This window comes from Enhygromyxa salina, assembly GCF_002994615.1.
Lineage (GTDB): Bacteria > Myxococcota_A > Polyangia > Nannocystales > Nannocystaceae > Plesiocystis > Plesiocystis salina_A.
Map to the genome: position 1 here is coordinate 1 of NZ_PVNK01000004.1, position 15,017 is coordinate 15,017.

General features: G+C 69.2%; 9 protein-coding genes and 1 pseudogene. 5 read left to right on the forward strand and 5 right to left on the reverse strand.

From position 1 onward, the window contains the following. A pseudogene (locus ENSA5_RS36765) lies at positions 1 to 2,709 on the forward strand (hypothetical protein); the annotation flags it as partial. Positions 2,710 to 2,824: 115 nt separating this feature from the next. Here ENSA5_RS36765 and ENSA5_RS00220 read toward each other — a convergent pair. The 3 genes from ENSA5_RS00220 to ENSA5_RS00230 all read right to left on the reverse strand — a co-directional run bounded on the left by ENSA5_RS00220 (position 2,825) and on the right by ENSA5_RS00230 (position 5,888). Then, positions 2,825 to 3,022, reverse strand: coding sequence for a cold-shock protein (locus tag ENSA5_RS00220; protein ID WP_106389526.1), 198 nt, complete (start codon positions 3,020 to 3,022; stop codon positions 2,825 to 2,827). Positions 3,023 to 3,159: 137 nt separating this feature from the next. After that, positions 3,160 to 4,401, reverse strand: coding sequence for a PEGA domain-containing protein (locus tag ENSA5_RS00225; RefSeq protein ID WP_106389527.1), 1,242 nt, complete (start codon positions 4,399 to 4,401; stop codon positions 3,160 to 3,162). Then, entirely contained in the window at positions 4,398 to 5,888 is a 1,491-nt protein-coding gene (locus tag ENSA5_RS00230) for a serine/threonine-protein kinase (protein WP_106389528.1), read from the reverse strand. The genes ENSA5_RS00225 and ENSA5_RS00230 overlap by 4 nt, the downstream gene beginning before the upstream one ends. Positions 5,889 to 6,632: 744 nt before the next feature. Here ENSA5_RS00230 and ENSA5_RS00240 point away from each other — a divergent pair. Genes ENSA5_RS00240 through ENSA5_RS00255 form a run of 4 tightly spaced genes read left to right on the forward strand, consistent with a single transcriptional unit; the run spans position 6,633 to position 12,261 of the window. Then, on the forward strand, positions 6,633 to 7,814 hold the full coding sequence (locus ENSA5_RS00240; protein ID WP_181197086.1) for a porin: 1,182 nt from the start codon (positions 6,633 to 6,635) through the stop codon (positions 7,812 to 7,814). After that, positions 7,811 to 9,424, forward strand: coding sequence for a dTMP kinase (gene tmk, locus ENSA5_RS00245; protein ID WP_181197087.1), 1,614 nt, complete (start codon positions 7,811 to 7,813; stop codon positions 9,422 to 9,424). The genes ENSA5_RS00240 and tmk overlap by 4 nt, the downstream gene beginning before the upstream one ends. Continuing rightward, positions 9,421 to 10,281 carry a VTC domain-containing protein gene (locus tag ENSA5_RS00250; protein WP_106389532.1) on the forward strand — a complete coding sequence of 287 codons (861 nt, stop codon included), beginning with the start codon at positions 9,421 to 9,423 and terminating at the stop codon, positions 10,279 to 10,281. Before tmk ends, ENSA5_RS00250 begins: the two co-directional genes overlap by 4 nt. 6 nt (positions 10,282 to 10,287) lie before the next feature. Further along, complete coding sequence (locus tag ENSA5_RS00255) at positions 10,288 to 12,261, forward strand: Na/Pi symporter (protein ID WP_106389533.1); 1,974 nt, start codon at positions 10,288 to 10,290, stop codon at positions 12,259 to 12,261. Between the two features lie 54 nt (positions 12,262 to 12,315). Here the strand turns inward: ENSA5_RS00255 and ENSA5_RS00260 are convergent, their stop codons facing one another. Both ENSA5_RS00260 and ENSA5_RS00270 read right to left on the reverse strand, forming a co-directional pair. Continuing rightward, positions 12,316 to 13,233 (reverse strand): hypothetical protein, encoded by a 918-nt coding sequence (locus ENSA5_RS00260; RefSeq protein ID WP_181197088.1) that lies wholly within the window; start codon positions 13,231 to 13,233, stop codon positions 12,316 to 12,318. Between the two features lie 247 nt (positions 13,234 to 13,480). After that, positions 13,481 to 15,017 (reverse strand): FG-GAP repeat domain-containing protein (locus ENSA5_RS00270; RefSeq protein WP_181197089.1); only part of this gene is annotated, 1,537 nt, incomplete at its 5' end.

A 15,017-nucleotide genomic window follows, 5' to 3' on the forward strand; every position in this document is an offset into this window, starting at 1 on the left:
GTCCCCGACCCCGTCCCCGACCCCGTCGGCGAGCGAATCACGGGTCTCGGCGTGGGCGGGGGCCCTGACGAGCTGACCTACTCGGGGCTCGACTCCGAAGAGGAAGAGGTCTGGGGTCCGTCGGCCTACGTCGTCGACCACGCCGGGCTCAACTGGATCGCGGACGGCCCCGGCCACAAGGTCCTGGTCATCAACGACGAAGACACGATCGTCGATCGCTACGAGCTCGAGGGCCTGGTCCGCGGGATCGAAGACATCGCGGTGACCGAGACCCACCTCTACGTCCTCGCCGTCGGCGGCGTCGCGCCGGAGATCGGGCGAATCGGCCGCAACGACGTCGCCCCCTCGGCCTGGGAGAGCTTCCCGATCCCAACCGACAACCTCGACCCGACCGAGGTCACCGGCCTGTACCAGGACGCGAGCGGGGTCGTGTCGGTCGAGCTCACCTTTGGCCGCCAGCACCTGCCCTTGTTCGAAGCTGACGGGGCGCCGATTGCGGCGCCAGGTGCTCCGGTCTCGGGCTACGCGATCGACGGGCACCAGGTCACACTCGTCAGCCACACGGGTGAGCCTGGCCAGGACCTTCAGACAGGATCGATCCTCGTCGATGGATCCGAGGTCGCCAGCGTCGAGACCGAGGGGATGATCGGCGACTTTTTTGTCATCGCCGAGGCGCCCAAGGGCGATCTGTGGGTCCACGCCTCCGACGTTGGCATCAACCAAGAGGGCGCCCTGATCGCGCGCTCGCTCGCGTATCGCTTCTCGCTCGACGGTGAGCTCGTGTCGCTCCTCGAGATGCCGATGACCGACGAGCTGGTCTGGGTCGAGCACCGGATCACCATGGATCCCGAGGGCAACCTGCGGGTGCTGAGCACCGGTCCCGATGAAGCCACCTTGCGCCGGCCGACCTCGCTGGATCCGATGCAGCCGTCGATCATGCCGCCGGGCGTGGCCCCCTACCTGCCCAAGCGACACCCCGCGTCGTTCGAGGCGCCCACGCCCGCGCCCCAGCCCGACAACCTCGAGTGCCTGTACCGCGAGGACATCATGCAGCGGGCCTACGAGTACGCGAACTTCGTTGCTGTCTACAACAACAACCACATGCAGACCTGCCCGGGCCGCACGCCTGTGTCGTACTTCCAGGAGCACCTCGGCCAGCCGATCGCGGGCGTCGCCTACAAGTACGCCGGCTACCAGGAGGTCAGCACCTACGAACACGCCGTCAACAACAACTTCACCATCGGCGACCTCAACACCAAGACCGACAAGGTCCTCGACGGCTGCTCACACGGCGTCGACTGCTCGGGCTTCGTCAGCAAGGCCTGGCGCTGCGGCCACCACTACACCGGCAATTTGAGCGAGGTCAGCTTCGAACTCGGCAGCACCGACGAGCTCGGCCCGGGCGACGCGCTCAACAAGCCATATTCGCACGTCCGTCTGGTCGCCGAGCACCTCGGAGCTTGGGGCGTCAAGGTGGTGGAGTCGACCGTTGGCAAGGATCGCATGCGGGTGGTCGTCCGCGACATGTCGTGGGCCAGCGCGGGCTATGCCGCGGGCTACACCCCGATCCGCCTCGACAACCTGTGCCCCGACGCCCCGCCACCGCCGCCGCCATCCACCCACGTGGTGTTTGACGCCAGCGGCTACATCCCGGCCAACTCGAGCTTCGTGCCGATCCCGCCCGCGCGCCTGCTCGACACCCGCGAGCCTGGCGGCGAGTACGAGGGCCAGCTGGCCACCGGCCAAGAGATCCAGGTGACCGTCGCCGGTCGGGCGGGGATGCCGGCCGCGCCGGGGCTCGGCGCGGTCGTGCTCAACGTGGCCATCGCGGCGCCGAGTGAGCGAGGCTTCTTGGCCGTCTACCCTGACGCCCCCTACCCCGGGACCTCCAACATCAATTTTTTCACCGGCGAGGCGACCCCAAACCTGGTCCTCGTCGACCCCGGCGCCGACGGCAAGATCGAGATGCATCACGTGATCACCGAAGGCGGCTCGGACGTGGTCGTCGACGCCTTCGGCTACTTCCCGCCCTCGGCTGACCTCACCATGGTCACGCCAGCGCGGGTGTTCGACTCGCGCACGGCAGAGTTTGGGGCCGCGATGGTCCTCGCCGGGACCCGCGACATCAAGCTCGCGGGCGTCGGCGGGATCCCGGAAACGGGCGTCGGTGCGGTCATCGCCAATGTCGCCGTGGTCAACCCGGCCGACGACGGCTTCGCCACGGTCTACACCGCGGGCCAGCCCCAGCCGACGACCTCCAACCTCAACTACACGGCGGGCCAGGCCCGGGCCAACCTGGTGGTCATCCCGGTCTCGGCCAACGGCTTTGCGACCTTGTTCACGCTGGAGAATGCCCACTATGTCATCGACGTCCAGGGCTACTTTGAGGAGGGCGCCGACTTCCAGCCGATCTCACCGATCCGCCTGCGAGATACCCGCGTCGATGACCTCGGCCCGCTCGGGCACGACAGCACGATCACCATCGCGGTCGACAGCGCGCCCACGATCCCCGCTGACGCCGCTGCGGTGTTCGGCAACCTGACCGCCGTCGCGCCGACCCAGCCAGGCCACCTCCAGGTCTACACCAACGCCACGCCAGACACCTCCAACGTCAACTTCCTTGGTGGTAAGACCGTGGCCAACGCGGTGCTCACCGCGCTCTCGAACGTCGGCGAGATCCACGTGCGGGCCACCTTGCCCACGCCCTGAGGACCTTCACAGGGGCCTGTTCAACAGGCCCCTGTGAGACTCGAAGCCCACCAGGCAAAAAAAAGCAGGGCCCGACGAGTCGGGCCCTGCTCAGCGCACATGGCGCTCGCTCACCTCAGATCGGGCGAACGTTCTCGGCGCGGGGGCCCTTGGGGCCCTCACCCGCGACGAAAGAAACCTTCTGGCCTTCACGGAGCTCGTCGTAGCGAACACCCTCGAGGTTGGACATGTGAAAGAACATGTCCTTACCGGTGCCGGTGTCGATGAATCCGAAGCCCTTTTCCGTGAGACGCTTGATCGTACCCTCTGCCATTTTGTCTTTTTTCCTGAAAGTGTGTCCCGCGAGGCTCGAGCCGCAAATCGCGGTGGGGAGCCCAGCGAAGTCAGCCCTGTACCCCGGATTCGCCCAGGTGTCCACGTGGTCGACTCACGCCGGAGTCCGCACCTCGCTCAAAAGCGCAGCGAGGCCATCAGCCCGGTGCTTCCGGGGCCGAACACCGGCGCAACGCGGACGCGGGCGAGGTCACGGCCCCCGGCTCCGCGCGTGGGGTTGTCGTAGCGGAACAGCACGGCCCCGGTCACGAGCAAGGCGGCCCCGGCGATGCCCGAGATCAGCGCCCCCCTGCGCAGTGAATCGCGCTCACCCACCAAGTCGAGGTAGCGCTGGTACTCGTCGGTCGACAGCTGATCCGCCTCGCGCTTGTCCCCGAGCTCGCGCGCGCGGGCCTGACGGTCGACGGTCAAGCCAACGAGCACACCGCTAGCGATCAGCCCCGACGCCCCGATCCCGAGCAAGAAATAGGAAGCGAAGCGCCGGTTCGACACGTTGAGCACCGCCTCGACCGTGGTGGTCCCGTCGCGGCCGAGCTCGATGTCCTTGCTGAACGGCTCGTAGCCGCTCTTGCTGACCGTGACGACGTGCTCGCCCGGGACCGTGCGGAGGACCTCGGTCAGCGGCAACTGGCCGACGACGGTGTTGTCGACGCGGACCCACGCGCCCTTGGGACCCTCGACACGCACGACGCCGTCGATCTCCTCGAGCTCGGCCTGGACCTGGTAGGTGGCGCCCTCGGGGACCTCGAAGCTGCGCAAGAAGTCGTGGTAGCCCGGCGCGCTGACCGTGATCTCGTGGGCGCCGGGCTCGACGCTGATCACGCCGGGAGCCGGGAGCTCGGCCTCGCCGTCGAGGGTCATCCGCGCGTCCTCGGCCGCGGTCGAGACCAGGATCCTCGTCACGACCTCGGCCTCGAGGCCGCCGAGGTCGCGCTCGGCCAGCAGCGAGGTCAGGTAGTTGCGCGCGAGGCCAGCGTACTCGGCGTCGGGCGCCGCCGACAGGTACTGCTGATAGCGGCGGATCGAGAGCCGGCGGTGCTCGAGGTCGCCGTCGCTGTCGTAGGCCCGGCGGTGGGCCGAACCGAGCGAGTAGAGCAGCCGGACGTCGGGATAGGTCCGATAGGCCTCGGCCAGGAACTCGATCGCCTCCTCGAAGCGCTCGTCTCGAAACGCGGTCTTGGCCGAAGCCTTGAGCAGCTCGGCGGCCGCCTCGTCGCGCTGGGCCTCGGGCAGCGGCGCGAGCTCGTCGGCGTAGGCCGGGCGCGAGTCCGCGGGCTGCTCGGCCTCGGACCGCTCGGCGGCCTCGGCCTCGACCGGCGGAGCAAACGCGAGACAGGCGGCGATCCACAGCTCGATCAAAACCCGATCTCCTTGTCGACCTTGGTCGTCGGATCGACCTTCTCGGTCTTTTTGGTCTTCTTGCTCTTCTTGCTCTTCTTGACCGGCTTTGACTCCGGGAGCGCGTCGAGCGAGACGGGGACCTCGAGATCGGCGAGCGGCACGATCGAGACCGCCGCCTCCTCGTAGCCCTCGGCCATGACCTCGAGCGTGACGGTCCCCGAGCTCTTGTCGAGCGTGAAGGGCTCGCTCGCGCGGCCGACCTTGCGATCGCCGATGAACACCTCGGCGCCGTCTGGCGCCCCCGACAAGGCCACGACGACGGTGCTGTCTGCGGGCTCCGGCTCGGGCGCCGGCTCGACGAGCGTCGGCTCGGGCTCCGGCTCCGGCTCGACGCTCGCATGAGCGATCGCCAAAGGGGCGGGTTCGTGCTCCTCGCTCGCCGCCTGACTCCACATGAACCCGAGGCCCCCGAGCACGAGCGCGAACACCCCCGCGCCCGCCCACAGCCCGACCCTCGACCGCCGCGCGGCGGCCTGGGTGATCTCGGCCTCCTCGAGCGCCTGAGCCAGCTCGGCCGCGCTCTGCCAGCGGTCCTCACGATCCTTGGCCAGCGCCTTTTGAACGATCTTGTCGACCGTCGCCGACAGCTCGGCCTCGGGGACCACGGCCCTGAGTGAAGGCACGGGCTCGGTCAGGTGCCGGGTGATCATCCCGAGCGGCGAGCTCGAGTTGAAGGGCAGCGCGCCGGTCAGCATCCGAAACAGGATCACGCCGACCGAGTAGACGTCGGCCCGGGCGTCGATGTCGGCGTCGCCGCGAGCCTGCTCCGGGGACATGTAGGCCGCGGTGCCCACGATCACGCCGGTCTTGGTCAGCTCGGTGCTGTCGCCGGCCTCGGCCGTGGTCTTGGCGATCCCGAAGTCGACGACCTTGATCGTGGCCGAGCCGCCGGTCTGATCGATGCGGAAGCAATTGGCAGGCTTGACGTCGCGGTGGACGATGCCCTGCTCATGGGCCGCCTGGAGGGCGTGGCAGATCTGCACGACCATCGTGCGGGCCTCCTCGAAGGGCAGCCGCCCCTCACGCTCGAGCAGCGCCTTGAGATCCTCGCCGTCGAGGAACTCCATCGCGATGAAGGGCGCGCCCTCCTCGGTGCTCCCGAAGTCGGTGATGTCGACGACGTTGAGGTGGCGGATCCTCGAGGCCGAGCGGGCCTCTCGCAAGAAGCGCTCGCGCAGGACCTTGCGCCGGGCGAACTCGAGGTTGAGGGTCTTGAGCGCGACCTGCTTGCCGATCACCTTGTGCTCGGCGAGGTAGACGTTGCCCATCCCACCCGAGCCGAGGTGGCGAACGATGCGGTAGCGATCGGCGATCTCCCGGCCCTCCTCGAGCAGGTCGGGCATGCCCCCGAGCCCGGGCTGGGTTTCGATCAGCTCAGTGAGCTCGGCGCTGTCGAGCGCCGCCTCCCCCACTTCGGTCTCGGCGTCGGAGATGTCCGCGGTCATCACACGATGGCTGGCTGAGGACGCCCCCCGCGAGGCGCGGAGGCGCGGCCAGCATAACCCACCCGTGAACCGGGCGCCGTCCCCCCGCGGGGTCAGCGCTAGCAGCCCGCGGGCGTACTGCAAGTCTTGGCGACAAAGCCCTCGGCGAAGAGGCCAAGCGAGGCGGCGCGAGGCATTGCACCCCGGGCTGCTAGCTGCCTGGACTCATTGAAGTTTCCGCGATTCCAGGGGACCCGGCTCCCGGCCCACGGGGCGCGACGCCCAGGTCCGCTGCGAGGACTTTCGCTGCGTCGAGGCCAGGGCCAAGCCCAAGCCCGAGGCCAAGAAGCTGCCCGACGCCAGCGCGTCGACCTTCTCGACCCAGGTCGCGCGCTCTCGATCCGCGCGGCGATCTTCGCCGACCGCGGGGAGCTGTGGTTGGCGGCGACGGTCGACGGTCGACGGTCGACGACGAGGGAGGGTCGCCTTCGCGACCACGGCCACGCGCGAGCCCGCGGTCGCCCCTTCGCGCGGACATGATTACCCCTGAACCGCGTGCATCTGACGACTCCAAACGAATCGCCGCTCCTGATCTAGAGCCTCGCCAGTGAGTGCAGGTGCCGCGCGCAGTTTCGTCAGCGACCTACGCCCGGCTTTTTCCTTGACCGTCCCGTCCAAACACGGAATAGCTAGCATGGAGGGGCCTCTTCGAGCGCCGCGTCAAACTAAATGTCACTCGCGACTGGGCTACTGATCTCACTCCTGATGATCGCGCCACCGGAGCCCGCTATCGCTCCCGACGCCAGCGCTCCGACGACCTCGGAGCAAGCCTCAGAGAAAGACGCGCAGGAAGCCTCAGAGAAAGACGCGCAGGAAACCTCAGAGAAAGACGCGCAGGAAGCCTCAGAGAAAGCCGCGCAGGAAGCCAAGGACGAGGCCAAGAAGAAGAAGCGGGCCGGGGTCGACCTGAGGGTCAAGGCGCGGGTCATCGCGGGTCTCCGCGGCCGGGTCAGGACGCCCAGCGCAGATCAGAGCCAAGAGGCCAGCTCCAAGACCGAGCTCCAGCTTCGCCAGGCCCGGCTCGGGGTTCGCTTGAGGTACAAGAAGATCGCCGAGGTCGAGATCAGTGCCGAGTTCTCCGACTTCCTCGGCAACCTAGAGCCCGGCGAGGTCCTCCGTGACGCGTACGCCAACGTCCGGGTCCACAAGGCCTTTCAAATCACCGTTGGTCAGTTCAAGCGCCCCTACTCGGGGCTCGAGCTGCGTGGCTCGAGCAAGCTGCCCATGATCTCGCGCGGACTGTTCAACTCGATCGCAACCGAGGACCTGACATGGGGTGACCGCGCGATGGCGGGCATGATCTGGGGCTCGTACAAGCCCAAGCGCCCGGGTCTGCACAAGCTCGAGTGGTACCTGTCGGCGTCCAACAACGCGATCGCAGACGCCCCCGAGGGCGTCGACGTCCACGCGCGCCTCGTCTACGAGCCGCTCAATTCCCTCTCCTTCGCGGCGTCCGGCGCCTACAAACACGTGACCGACGCGCTCGACCAAGAGCGCGACGTATACGGCGCCAACCTCGACATGACCGTCGACTCCCGAGGCTTCTACGCCAGCGTCGAGGCCGACCTCGCCCAAGATTGGACCTTCGGCACCGACCCTGCCATCTCGCCGTGGGTCCTGGGAGCGCTCGCTTACTCCAGCTACGACCTCGAGTTGGGCAAAAATTTCGTACTCCAGCCCGCCTTCGCATTCGAGTATCTCGACGCGAACCTCACCTATGAGGAGAGCGAAGCATTTCGTGCGCTCGCAAACTTGAACTTGAAGTGGAGCCAATACGTGATGGTTCGGGCCCAGATCGAATATATTTATCCGTTGCCACCCGTGACGGCATTCAACCCCTTCGTCGAGACTCAGATCTACGGATTATGGCTACAAGTTCAGATATGACCCGCGCGACGCCCCGCATCATCGCGTTCGAGGGCGTCGACGGCGCGGGCAAGAGCACCGTGATTCGCATCGTCGCCGAGCACCTCCGCGCGCGAGGCGAGCGCGTGTTCTTGCCCCGCGAGGGCAAAGAGCACCGCTCGCGGCCGACACGAATGATCCGTCGCCTGACCCGCGACCGCCGCAACGTCGCGCTCGAGCCCGTGCCCGAGCTGCTGCTCTATGCCGCGCGCGAGGCCCAGGTCCTCGAGGAGCACGTCCGGCCCGCGCTCGCCCGCGGCGAGATCGTGCTGCTCGATCGCTCGCTCGTGACACCGATGGTCATGGGCGTCCACGGTCGCGGCGTCGATCCGGGCGTCGCCGCGCGCATCGTCGACGCCGCGAGCGGCGGGCTCGAGCCCGAGCTGACCCTGATCTTCGACGTCGATCCGCGGACCAGCCGTATTCGCAAGCGCCTCGACAAGATCAGGACCCAGCGATTCCGCGACGGCGGCCGCAAGGGCCTCGCGGGCAGCGGGTTCAAGGTCCGCGTCCGCGACGGCTACCTCGAGCTCGCCCGCGAGCGACAGCTCGTCGTCGTCCACGCCGAGCGCGGGACCCCAGCCGAGGTCGGGGCGCGGGTCTGCGCGCTGCTCGACAGCGGGACCTTCACCGAGCCCGACGACGCCGGGCGCCCGTGGTGGCGGGTCGACCCGGACGCGAGCTTCGAGGACGCGCTCGCCGGGCTGCCCGATCTCGTCGCGCTCTACTTCAGCCGCCGAATGGCGATCGGCCGCGAGCTCCGGGCCCGGCTCTACGAGCGTCACCCCCGGCTCGTCGCGTGGGCGGCCGACCTCGACGATCCGCTGTGGCCGCAGATCGATCGCGAGCTGCCCGCCACCCGAATTGAGCGCATGTCGATCCGGCCGCTGGCCGAGACGCCCTGGCGGACCGAGCTGGCCGAGAGCTTCCCGGCCGAGGTCGCGCGCAGCCTCCGCGGGATCGCGGGCGAGGCCGCCGACGCCCTGCGCACGCGCCTCGTCGCCCACGCCCCCGGCCCCGTCGTCGAGAGCCTGTCCGGGCGCAGCGACGCCTTCGCCGTCGAGCTGCGCAAGCGGCTGTGGAAGCAAGCCAACATCCACGAGCGCGCCTACAGCCTCGAGCTCCTGACCGATCCGTGGTCGGTCGAGAAGCGCCGCGCGCTCCTCGACGAGGATCCCGGCACGGTACTCCCGACCCTGCGCGGCCTCGCCCCCGAGCTGGCCGATCCCGCGCTCGAGGCCTGGGCCGACAAGGCGCCCAAGGCGGTCCTCAGCGCGCTCATGGGCCGGGCTGACGACTCGGCGCACAGGCTCCGGCGCGAGCTGATCGAGACCGGCCGCGAGGTCGTCGACTCGATCCGAGGCCTCGACGACCCCGCGTCGTGGGCCCTGCGCGAGGCCTGCGTCGATCGCTGGCCCTCGACCGTCGCGTGGAGCCTCGACGGCCTCCTGGACGTGACGCCGGCTCGCTGTCGGGTCATGATCGAGGCATGCCGCGACGCCGACCCTGGCGACCTGTTCATGAAGCGCAGGCTCTACCTGCTCGAGCTGCGCGACCAGGGCGCGGGCGCGGGCGGGGGTGCTGACGCATGAGCTCGAACCCAGACCTCGTGCTCGACGACGCCGCGCTGTTCGAGAACCGAACCGAGCGCAAGTATTTCTTGGCCCCGGCCCAGGCCCGCGGCTTCGTCGATGCGGTGTCCGAGCACCTCGAGCCTCACCGCTTTCGCGGCGAGGGAGCGAGCGAGGTCCCGCGCCCCGTTCACTTCATCACCACGCTCTACTTCGACACGCCGAGCCTCGAGATCGCGCAGGCGTGCCGGAGCGGGCGTGACAACCTCAAGCTGCGCGCGCGCGAGTACTACGACGAGCACCCCGATCTCGCCGAGCTCGCAACCTCCCACCGCGAGCTCGTCCGCAGCAGTCGAACGGTGTGGCTCGAGCTCAAGGCCCGCGACAACCACGTCACGCGCAAGCTCCGCTTCCCGCTCCCGGCCGACGAGGTCACGGGCTTCCTGGCCGGCCGCGAGCTGACCCCCCGGGCGCTCGAGCTCCATCGACGCGAGTGGGGTGCGCGGGCCGAAGACATGCTCGACGAGGTCCGGCGGCTCTGCGCCCGGGTCGAGGGGCCGCTGCGGGCCGACTGCCTGGTTCACTATCGTCGGCGAGCGTGGCAGGATCAGACCGGCCACCTGCGCGTCACGCTGGACACCCGCGTCGCCTACCACCGGCCCGAACCGGATCTCTTTCATGGCTTCACCTCACTGCGCGACGCCGTCGCGGGACCGCCCGTCGCTCGGCTCGGGTCGTACCTGGTCGAGCTCAAGCTACGCGGGGACATGCCTGGGTGGCTCACGGCGACCGTCGACGCGGCCAAGCTCGAGCCCGCGCGCATCGGTGAGCGACAGTTCAGCAAATTCCTGGCGGCGTCGGCGGCCGTCCACGCCTAGGAGCTCGTGACCAGGCGCCCGGGCAAGATCGCAGCGTGGCTGGCCGCCGCGATCTTGGTCGTCGTCTACGCCCTCGTGGTCTGGTGGGGCGGGCCCGACGACTCGCCCCCGGACGAGCTGCCCGCGCCAACGCACCTGCAGATCGTCGACCTCCAGCCGACCTCGCCGCGGCCTGGCGCGGCCTTGATCGTTCGCTTCGCCCCCCCGACCGCCAAGGGCGCGGCCGCCGAAGCCAGCGCGCTGCAGCTCCTGGTCCGCGACCACACCCTCGACCCGATCGAGCAAGACCGAGACGAGGTCGTGTTTCGGCTGCCCAAAGAGCTCGCCACCGGCCGGGCCGAGCTCGTGCTCGCGCGCGGGGCCGAGCGCAGCCCGGCCAAGGAGATCGAGATCGACACCGTCAGCCAGCGCAAGATCGTGCGCAACGTGCTCGGTGGCCTCGGCCTCGTGATCCTCGGCCTGTTCATGCTGACCAAGGCGCTCCGGCGTCGGGCGGGCCGCACGCTCCGACGTCAGGTCGACAGCTTGACCGCCTCGACCCCGCGCAGCTTCGGCGTCGGCGCCCTCGTCGGCGGCCTGACCCAGTCGTCCACCTTCACCGCCGCGCTCGGCTTGCCCTTCGTCGAGCGCAACCTGATGTCCTTTCAGGCCGCGCTGACGCTGCTGCTCGGCGCGCACCTCGGCGCGGCGGCGATCGGCTCGGTGCTGCCGCTGGCCGGGACCAAGGACGCGCCGCTGATCCTGATGGTCGGCGTGATCTTGCGCCTCGCCGCCGTCGACCGGCGCGAGCGCGCGAGCGCGAACCTCGTCATGGGCCTCGGCGTGCTCCTCCACGGCGTCTACACCCTCCGGACCGGCTTCGCCCCGCTCGCGGAGCTGCCCGCGATGCTCGAGCTGCGCCAGCTCGATCCGGCCACGCTCACCGGCCTCGCGCTGGCGGCCTCGATCGGCGCGCTCGGTGGCCTCGCCATGCAGGGCGCCGGGGTCATGTTCGTGGTCGTCTTGAGCGTCGCGCAGGCGACCTCGCTGCTCACGCTGCCCCAGGCCCTCGCGCTGCTCGCCGGCGTCCCGCTGGGCTCGGCCCTCAGCAGCATGTTGGTCTCGTGGCCGCTGGGTCGCAGCGCGCGGCGCCTGGGCATCGCCCACGCGGCGGTGGCCCTCGTCATGATCTCGATCAGCTGGCTCGTGCTCCCGTGGCTGCCAGACCTGACCGCCGCCGCGCTCCGCACCGACCCCGAGGCCACGAGCTACGGCAAGAAGCTCCTCCACCCCGAGGTCGGCGGGCACCTCGCCCTGGGCTTCGTGACCATGCAGCTCGTCGCGACCGCCGCCGTCGTGCCCCTCGTCAGCTGGATCAGCGCGCGCCTCCAACCCCAGCACGCCCGCGTTCAGGCCGGTCGCAAGGCCCAGCCCCTGTCATGGGTCGAGGTTCTGGCCAGCTACACCCGCGCGCTCGACTCGATCCACCGCGCCTTGCTCGGGATGCCCGGCGCCCCCGCCGAGGTCGACGGCCACCTGGCGAAGGCGCGCGCGATGATCGAGCGCCACGTCGGCCGCGAGCCCGAAGTCCACGACAGCGACCACGCCGACATGCTGGTCTCGCTCCTCGCGCTCCAGCACGCGATGGAGCACATCGGGTTCACGGCCGCGCGGATCCATCGCCGCGGAATTCACCTCGGCGGCGAACACAGCGAGCTGATCGAGGCCCTCCACCAGGCCGTCGCGCGCGGCCTCGAGGTCGCCCAGATCCTGGTCGCGCACGGGGCCGGGCCGGACCTCGACGAGCTCCGGACCGCCGAGATCCGGACCAACTCGCTCGAGGCCAACCTCCGCGAGGCCGCGGCCCGCGAGGTCGCCGAGCGCGAGGTCGCCGACGCTCGCCAGGCGCTGCTCTTCGCCGAGCTCGGCAGCGGCTACGAGGTCGTCGCCAACCAGCTGTACCGGCTCAACATGTCGCTGGTGCCCGAAGAAGAATTCTGACCAAAGAAGAATTCTGACCGGGAGGCCTCGGCCGAGGCCTCCCCGGAGCCAGCTTCAGGGCGCGAGGACGAGCGAGCCAACCAGCCCGACGAGCTCGAAGTTGATGTCGAGCGGGAACGGCTCGGTGATCATGAAGGTGTCCATGGCCACGACGTGATCGGGCGTCGCCCAGGCCAGGGTGCCCATGGCCCCCGCGCCCGTGATGTTGGCCGTGAAGATCCCCAGCGTGCCCTCGAGGTTGAGGTCGCTCGGCTCCGGCTCCGCCTCCGGATCGGTCGACGCCTCGAGGGTGCCCGTGGCCAGGATCGGGTGGGGCGCATCGCTGTCCCCCGCGATCGAGCCCGCGTCGTGGGGCCCCTGCCCGTGGGGCATCGAGACCGGGAAGGCGTCGCCGACGTTGTCGATGCTAAAGTCCTTGATCGAGACATAGGCCTTCGCGCCGAAGTTCAGGCTGCACTCCTGGTCGAGGATGTCCTCGAAGCCGAGCGAGACGACGTCGAAGGCGGCGACCGCAGCGTCGTCGTCGAGCTGGATCTGCACCTCGCCGCTAGTGACCGTGAGCTGAATCGGGATCGAGCAGCTCCCGCCCGCGCCGGCGTCGGCGTTCGCGTTGGTGTTGATCGTCCCGCTGACGTTCGTGAACACCTGCACGTCGCAGACGTTGCCGATCCCGTTGTCGTCGAAGTCGAGCTGGTTGGGGTTCGGGACCGCCACGCAGTTGTCCGCGTCGTCGAAGACCCCATCCATGTCGGTGTCGATGTGCGTGTCACCGTCTCCGTCGCCGGGGTCTCCGTCTCCGTCGCCGGGGTCGCCATCGCCATCGCCATCGCCCATGGTCTCGCCGTCGCCATCGCCCATGGTCTCGGCGTCGCCGGTCTCTCCAGTCCCGGCAGGTCCATCGTCGCCGCAAGCGAGGCTGAGCGTGGCGATGGCCAGAGTCAAAGGCGCGACATGAAAGAGTGGGTTCTTCATGCTGTCGAGCTTCCCAAGAATTGGACCATCTGTCGCCCGATTCTTCGAAGGCTCGGCGGCGCCCTCCGACGAGACCAGGGGCCGGGCAGCCGCCCGGGGCGCGAAAGCTCGGCCACGCCGCGAATTTCACCGGGTGGACGCTGCTCGACGGCCGTCAATTTCTCAGGCCTGACCCGGAGCACCCTCCAGGAGGGTCAAGCGCGCGAGCGGCCGTCTACCCAAAGAGAGGCCCGCGCTGATAATACGTTCACCCCACAGGCTCGGGCTTGCAGATCTCTCCGCCCTCGATCTGCGCGTTCGTTCGAAAGGTGTTGAGGGTCGCCCAGTTGGGCTGCTCCCACTGCGGGATCGTGCCGTCCTCGCGGACATTCGTCACGTGATAGGTGTGCTGGTTCCAGATCCGCCGGGCCTGAATCCAGCGGTCCTCGACGTCCCGAATCACCTGGACCGTGGGCGCGGTCTGGTCCTCGTCGAAGCCCGCGTCCGAGACCACGATGATCTCGGCCGAGCCGTCGTTGTCGACGTCGGCGACCGTCGGGTACTCGGTCAGGGTCCGGGCGCTGCGCGGCACGGTCAGCAGCGGCGCGCCGAGGTCGTCGAAGATGAACAGCTGCTGCTCGTCGGCGTACATCGCCTCGGCGCGCCCGTCTCCGTTGAAGTCGAACGCCGTCCCGCCGGCCGAGCCGCTCGAGTCGTCGATCAGCGCGCTCCAGACCGGGCTCGGCGCGGGCTCGAACACCGAGTACACGCTCGCCGAGCTGACCGAGAATTCGGCGAGGCCGTCGCCGTCGAAGTCGTGGATCGCGGCCGGGCGCAGGGCCGTCCAGATCCCGTCGGGCTTGACGTTGACATAGGTGATCGCGCCGTCGTGCTCGAGCAGCGTGAGCCCGCGGTTGTTGGTCACGAGGATCTCGGGCTCGGGGTCCTCGTCGAGGTTGGCGACCTGCGGGAAGCCGGGCGTGACGCCGATGTCGAAGTAGACCTCGGCGCCGTCGTGGTGATAGGCGCTCTGGCCGAGCACGACCTCGAGGTCGCCGTCGCCGTCGAGGTCGGCCGCCGTGACCGCCGTGTTGATCGGCTGGAGGCCGATCTGGTCCGGGGCCACGAACACGGTCTGGCCGAGATGATCGAGCACGACCTGGCCGCCCATGATCTCGACGTCGCCGTCGTTGTCGAGGTCGGCCAGGGCGATCGAGCCGCCCTGGGCGTGCTCCCAGGGCTCCGACGCCGTCCACTTGTGGGTGCCGTCGTGCTCGAAGGCCATGAAGTGCGCGGGCCCGCCAAAGCCCGGCCCGTTGCCCGCGACGATCTCCGGCAGCCCGTCGCCGTCGATGTCGCCGATCGCGGGCGTGATCGTGTAGGCCACGAAGGGCGGGATCTGAAAGTGCAGCGCCCCGGTCGCGCCGTCGAGCACGTAGATGTGGGCCTCGAAGGGGAAATTCGCCGCGACGACCACGACGTCGGGCGTGTCGCACAGATCGATCTCGCCATCTTCGTTGTCGTCGGTCAGGTTGGCGACGAGCGCGGGCACGAAGGACTCGGTCTTGCCGTCGGGGCCCCACCAGCTCCACTGGACGTCGGGCTCGAACGCGTCGGGCGGCGCGGTCTCGTCACACTCACCGACGGCGTTCATGTTGTCGAAGACCTTGCACAGCTCGACCGGCGGGACGCTCTCGTAGTCGGGGACCGCGGCCATGTCGAACTTGACCGGGTCGCCGTCGCCGTCCCCGTCGCCCTCGCCCTCGCCCTCGCCCTCGCCCTCCCCGTCCCCGTCCCCGTCCCCA

Excerpts from the sequence above, each read along its gene's own strand:
- ENSA5_RS00260 (WP_181197088.1), bottom strand. The coding sequence starts at position 13,233 with ATGAAGAACCCACTCTTTCATGTCGCGCCTTTGACTCTGGCCATCGCC.
- ENSA5_RS00220 (WP_106389526.1), bottom strand. The coding sequence starts at position 3,022 with ATGGCAGAGGGTACGATCAAGCGTCTCACGGAAAAGGGCTTCGGATTC.
- ENSA5_RS00240 (WP_181197086.1), top strand. The coding sequence starts at position 6,633 with ATGATCGCGCCACCGGAGCCCGCTATCGCTCCCGACGCCAGCGCTCCG.
- ENSA5_RS00230 (WP_106389528.1), bottom strand. The coding sequence starts at position 5,888 with ATGACCGCGGACATCTCCGACGCCGAGACCGAAGTGGGGGAGGCGGCG.
- ENSA5_RS00250 (WP_106389532.1), top strand. The coding sequence starts at position 9,421 with ATGAGCTCGAACCCAGACCTCGTGCTCGACGACGCCGCGCTGTTCGAG.
- tmk (WP_181197087.1), top strand. The coding sequence starts at position 7,811 with ATGACCCGCGCGACGCCCCGCATCATCGCGTTCGAGGGCGTCGACGGC.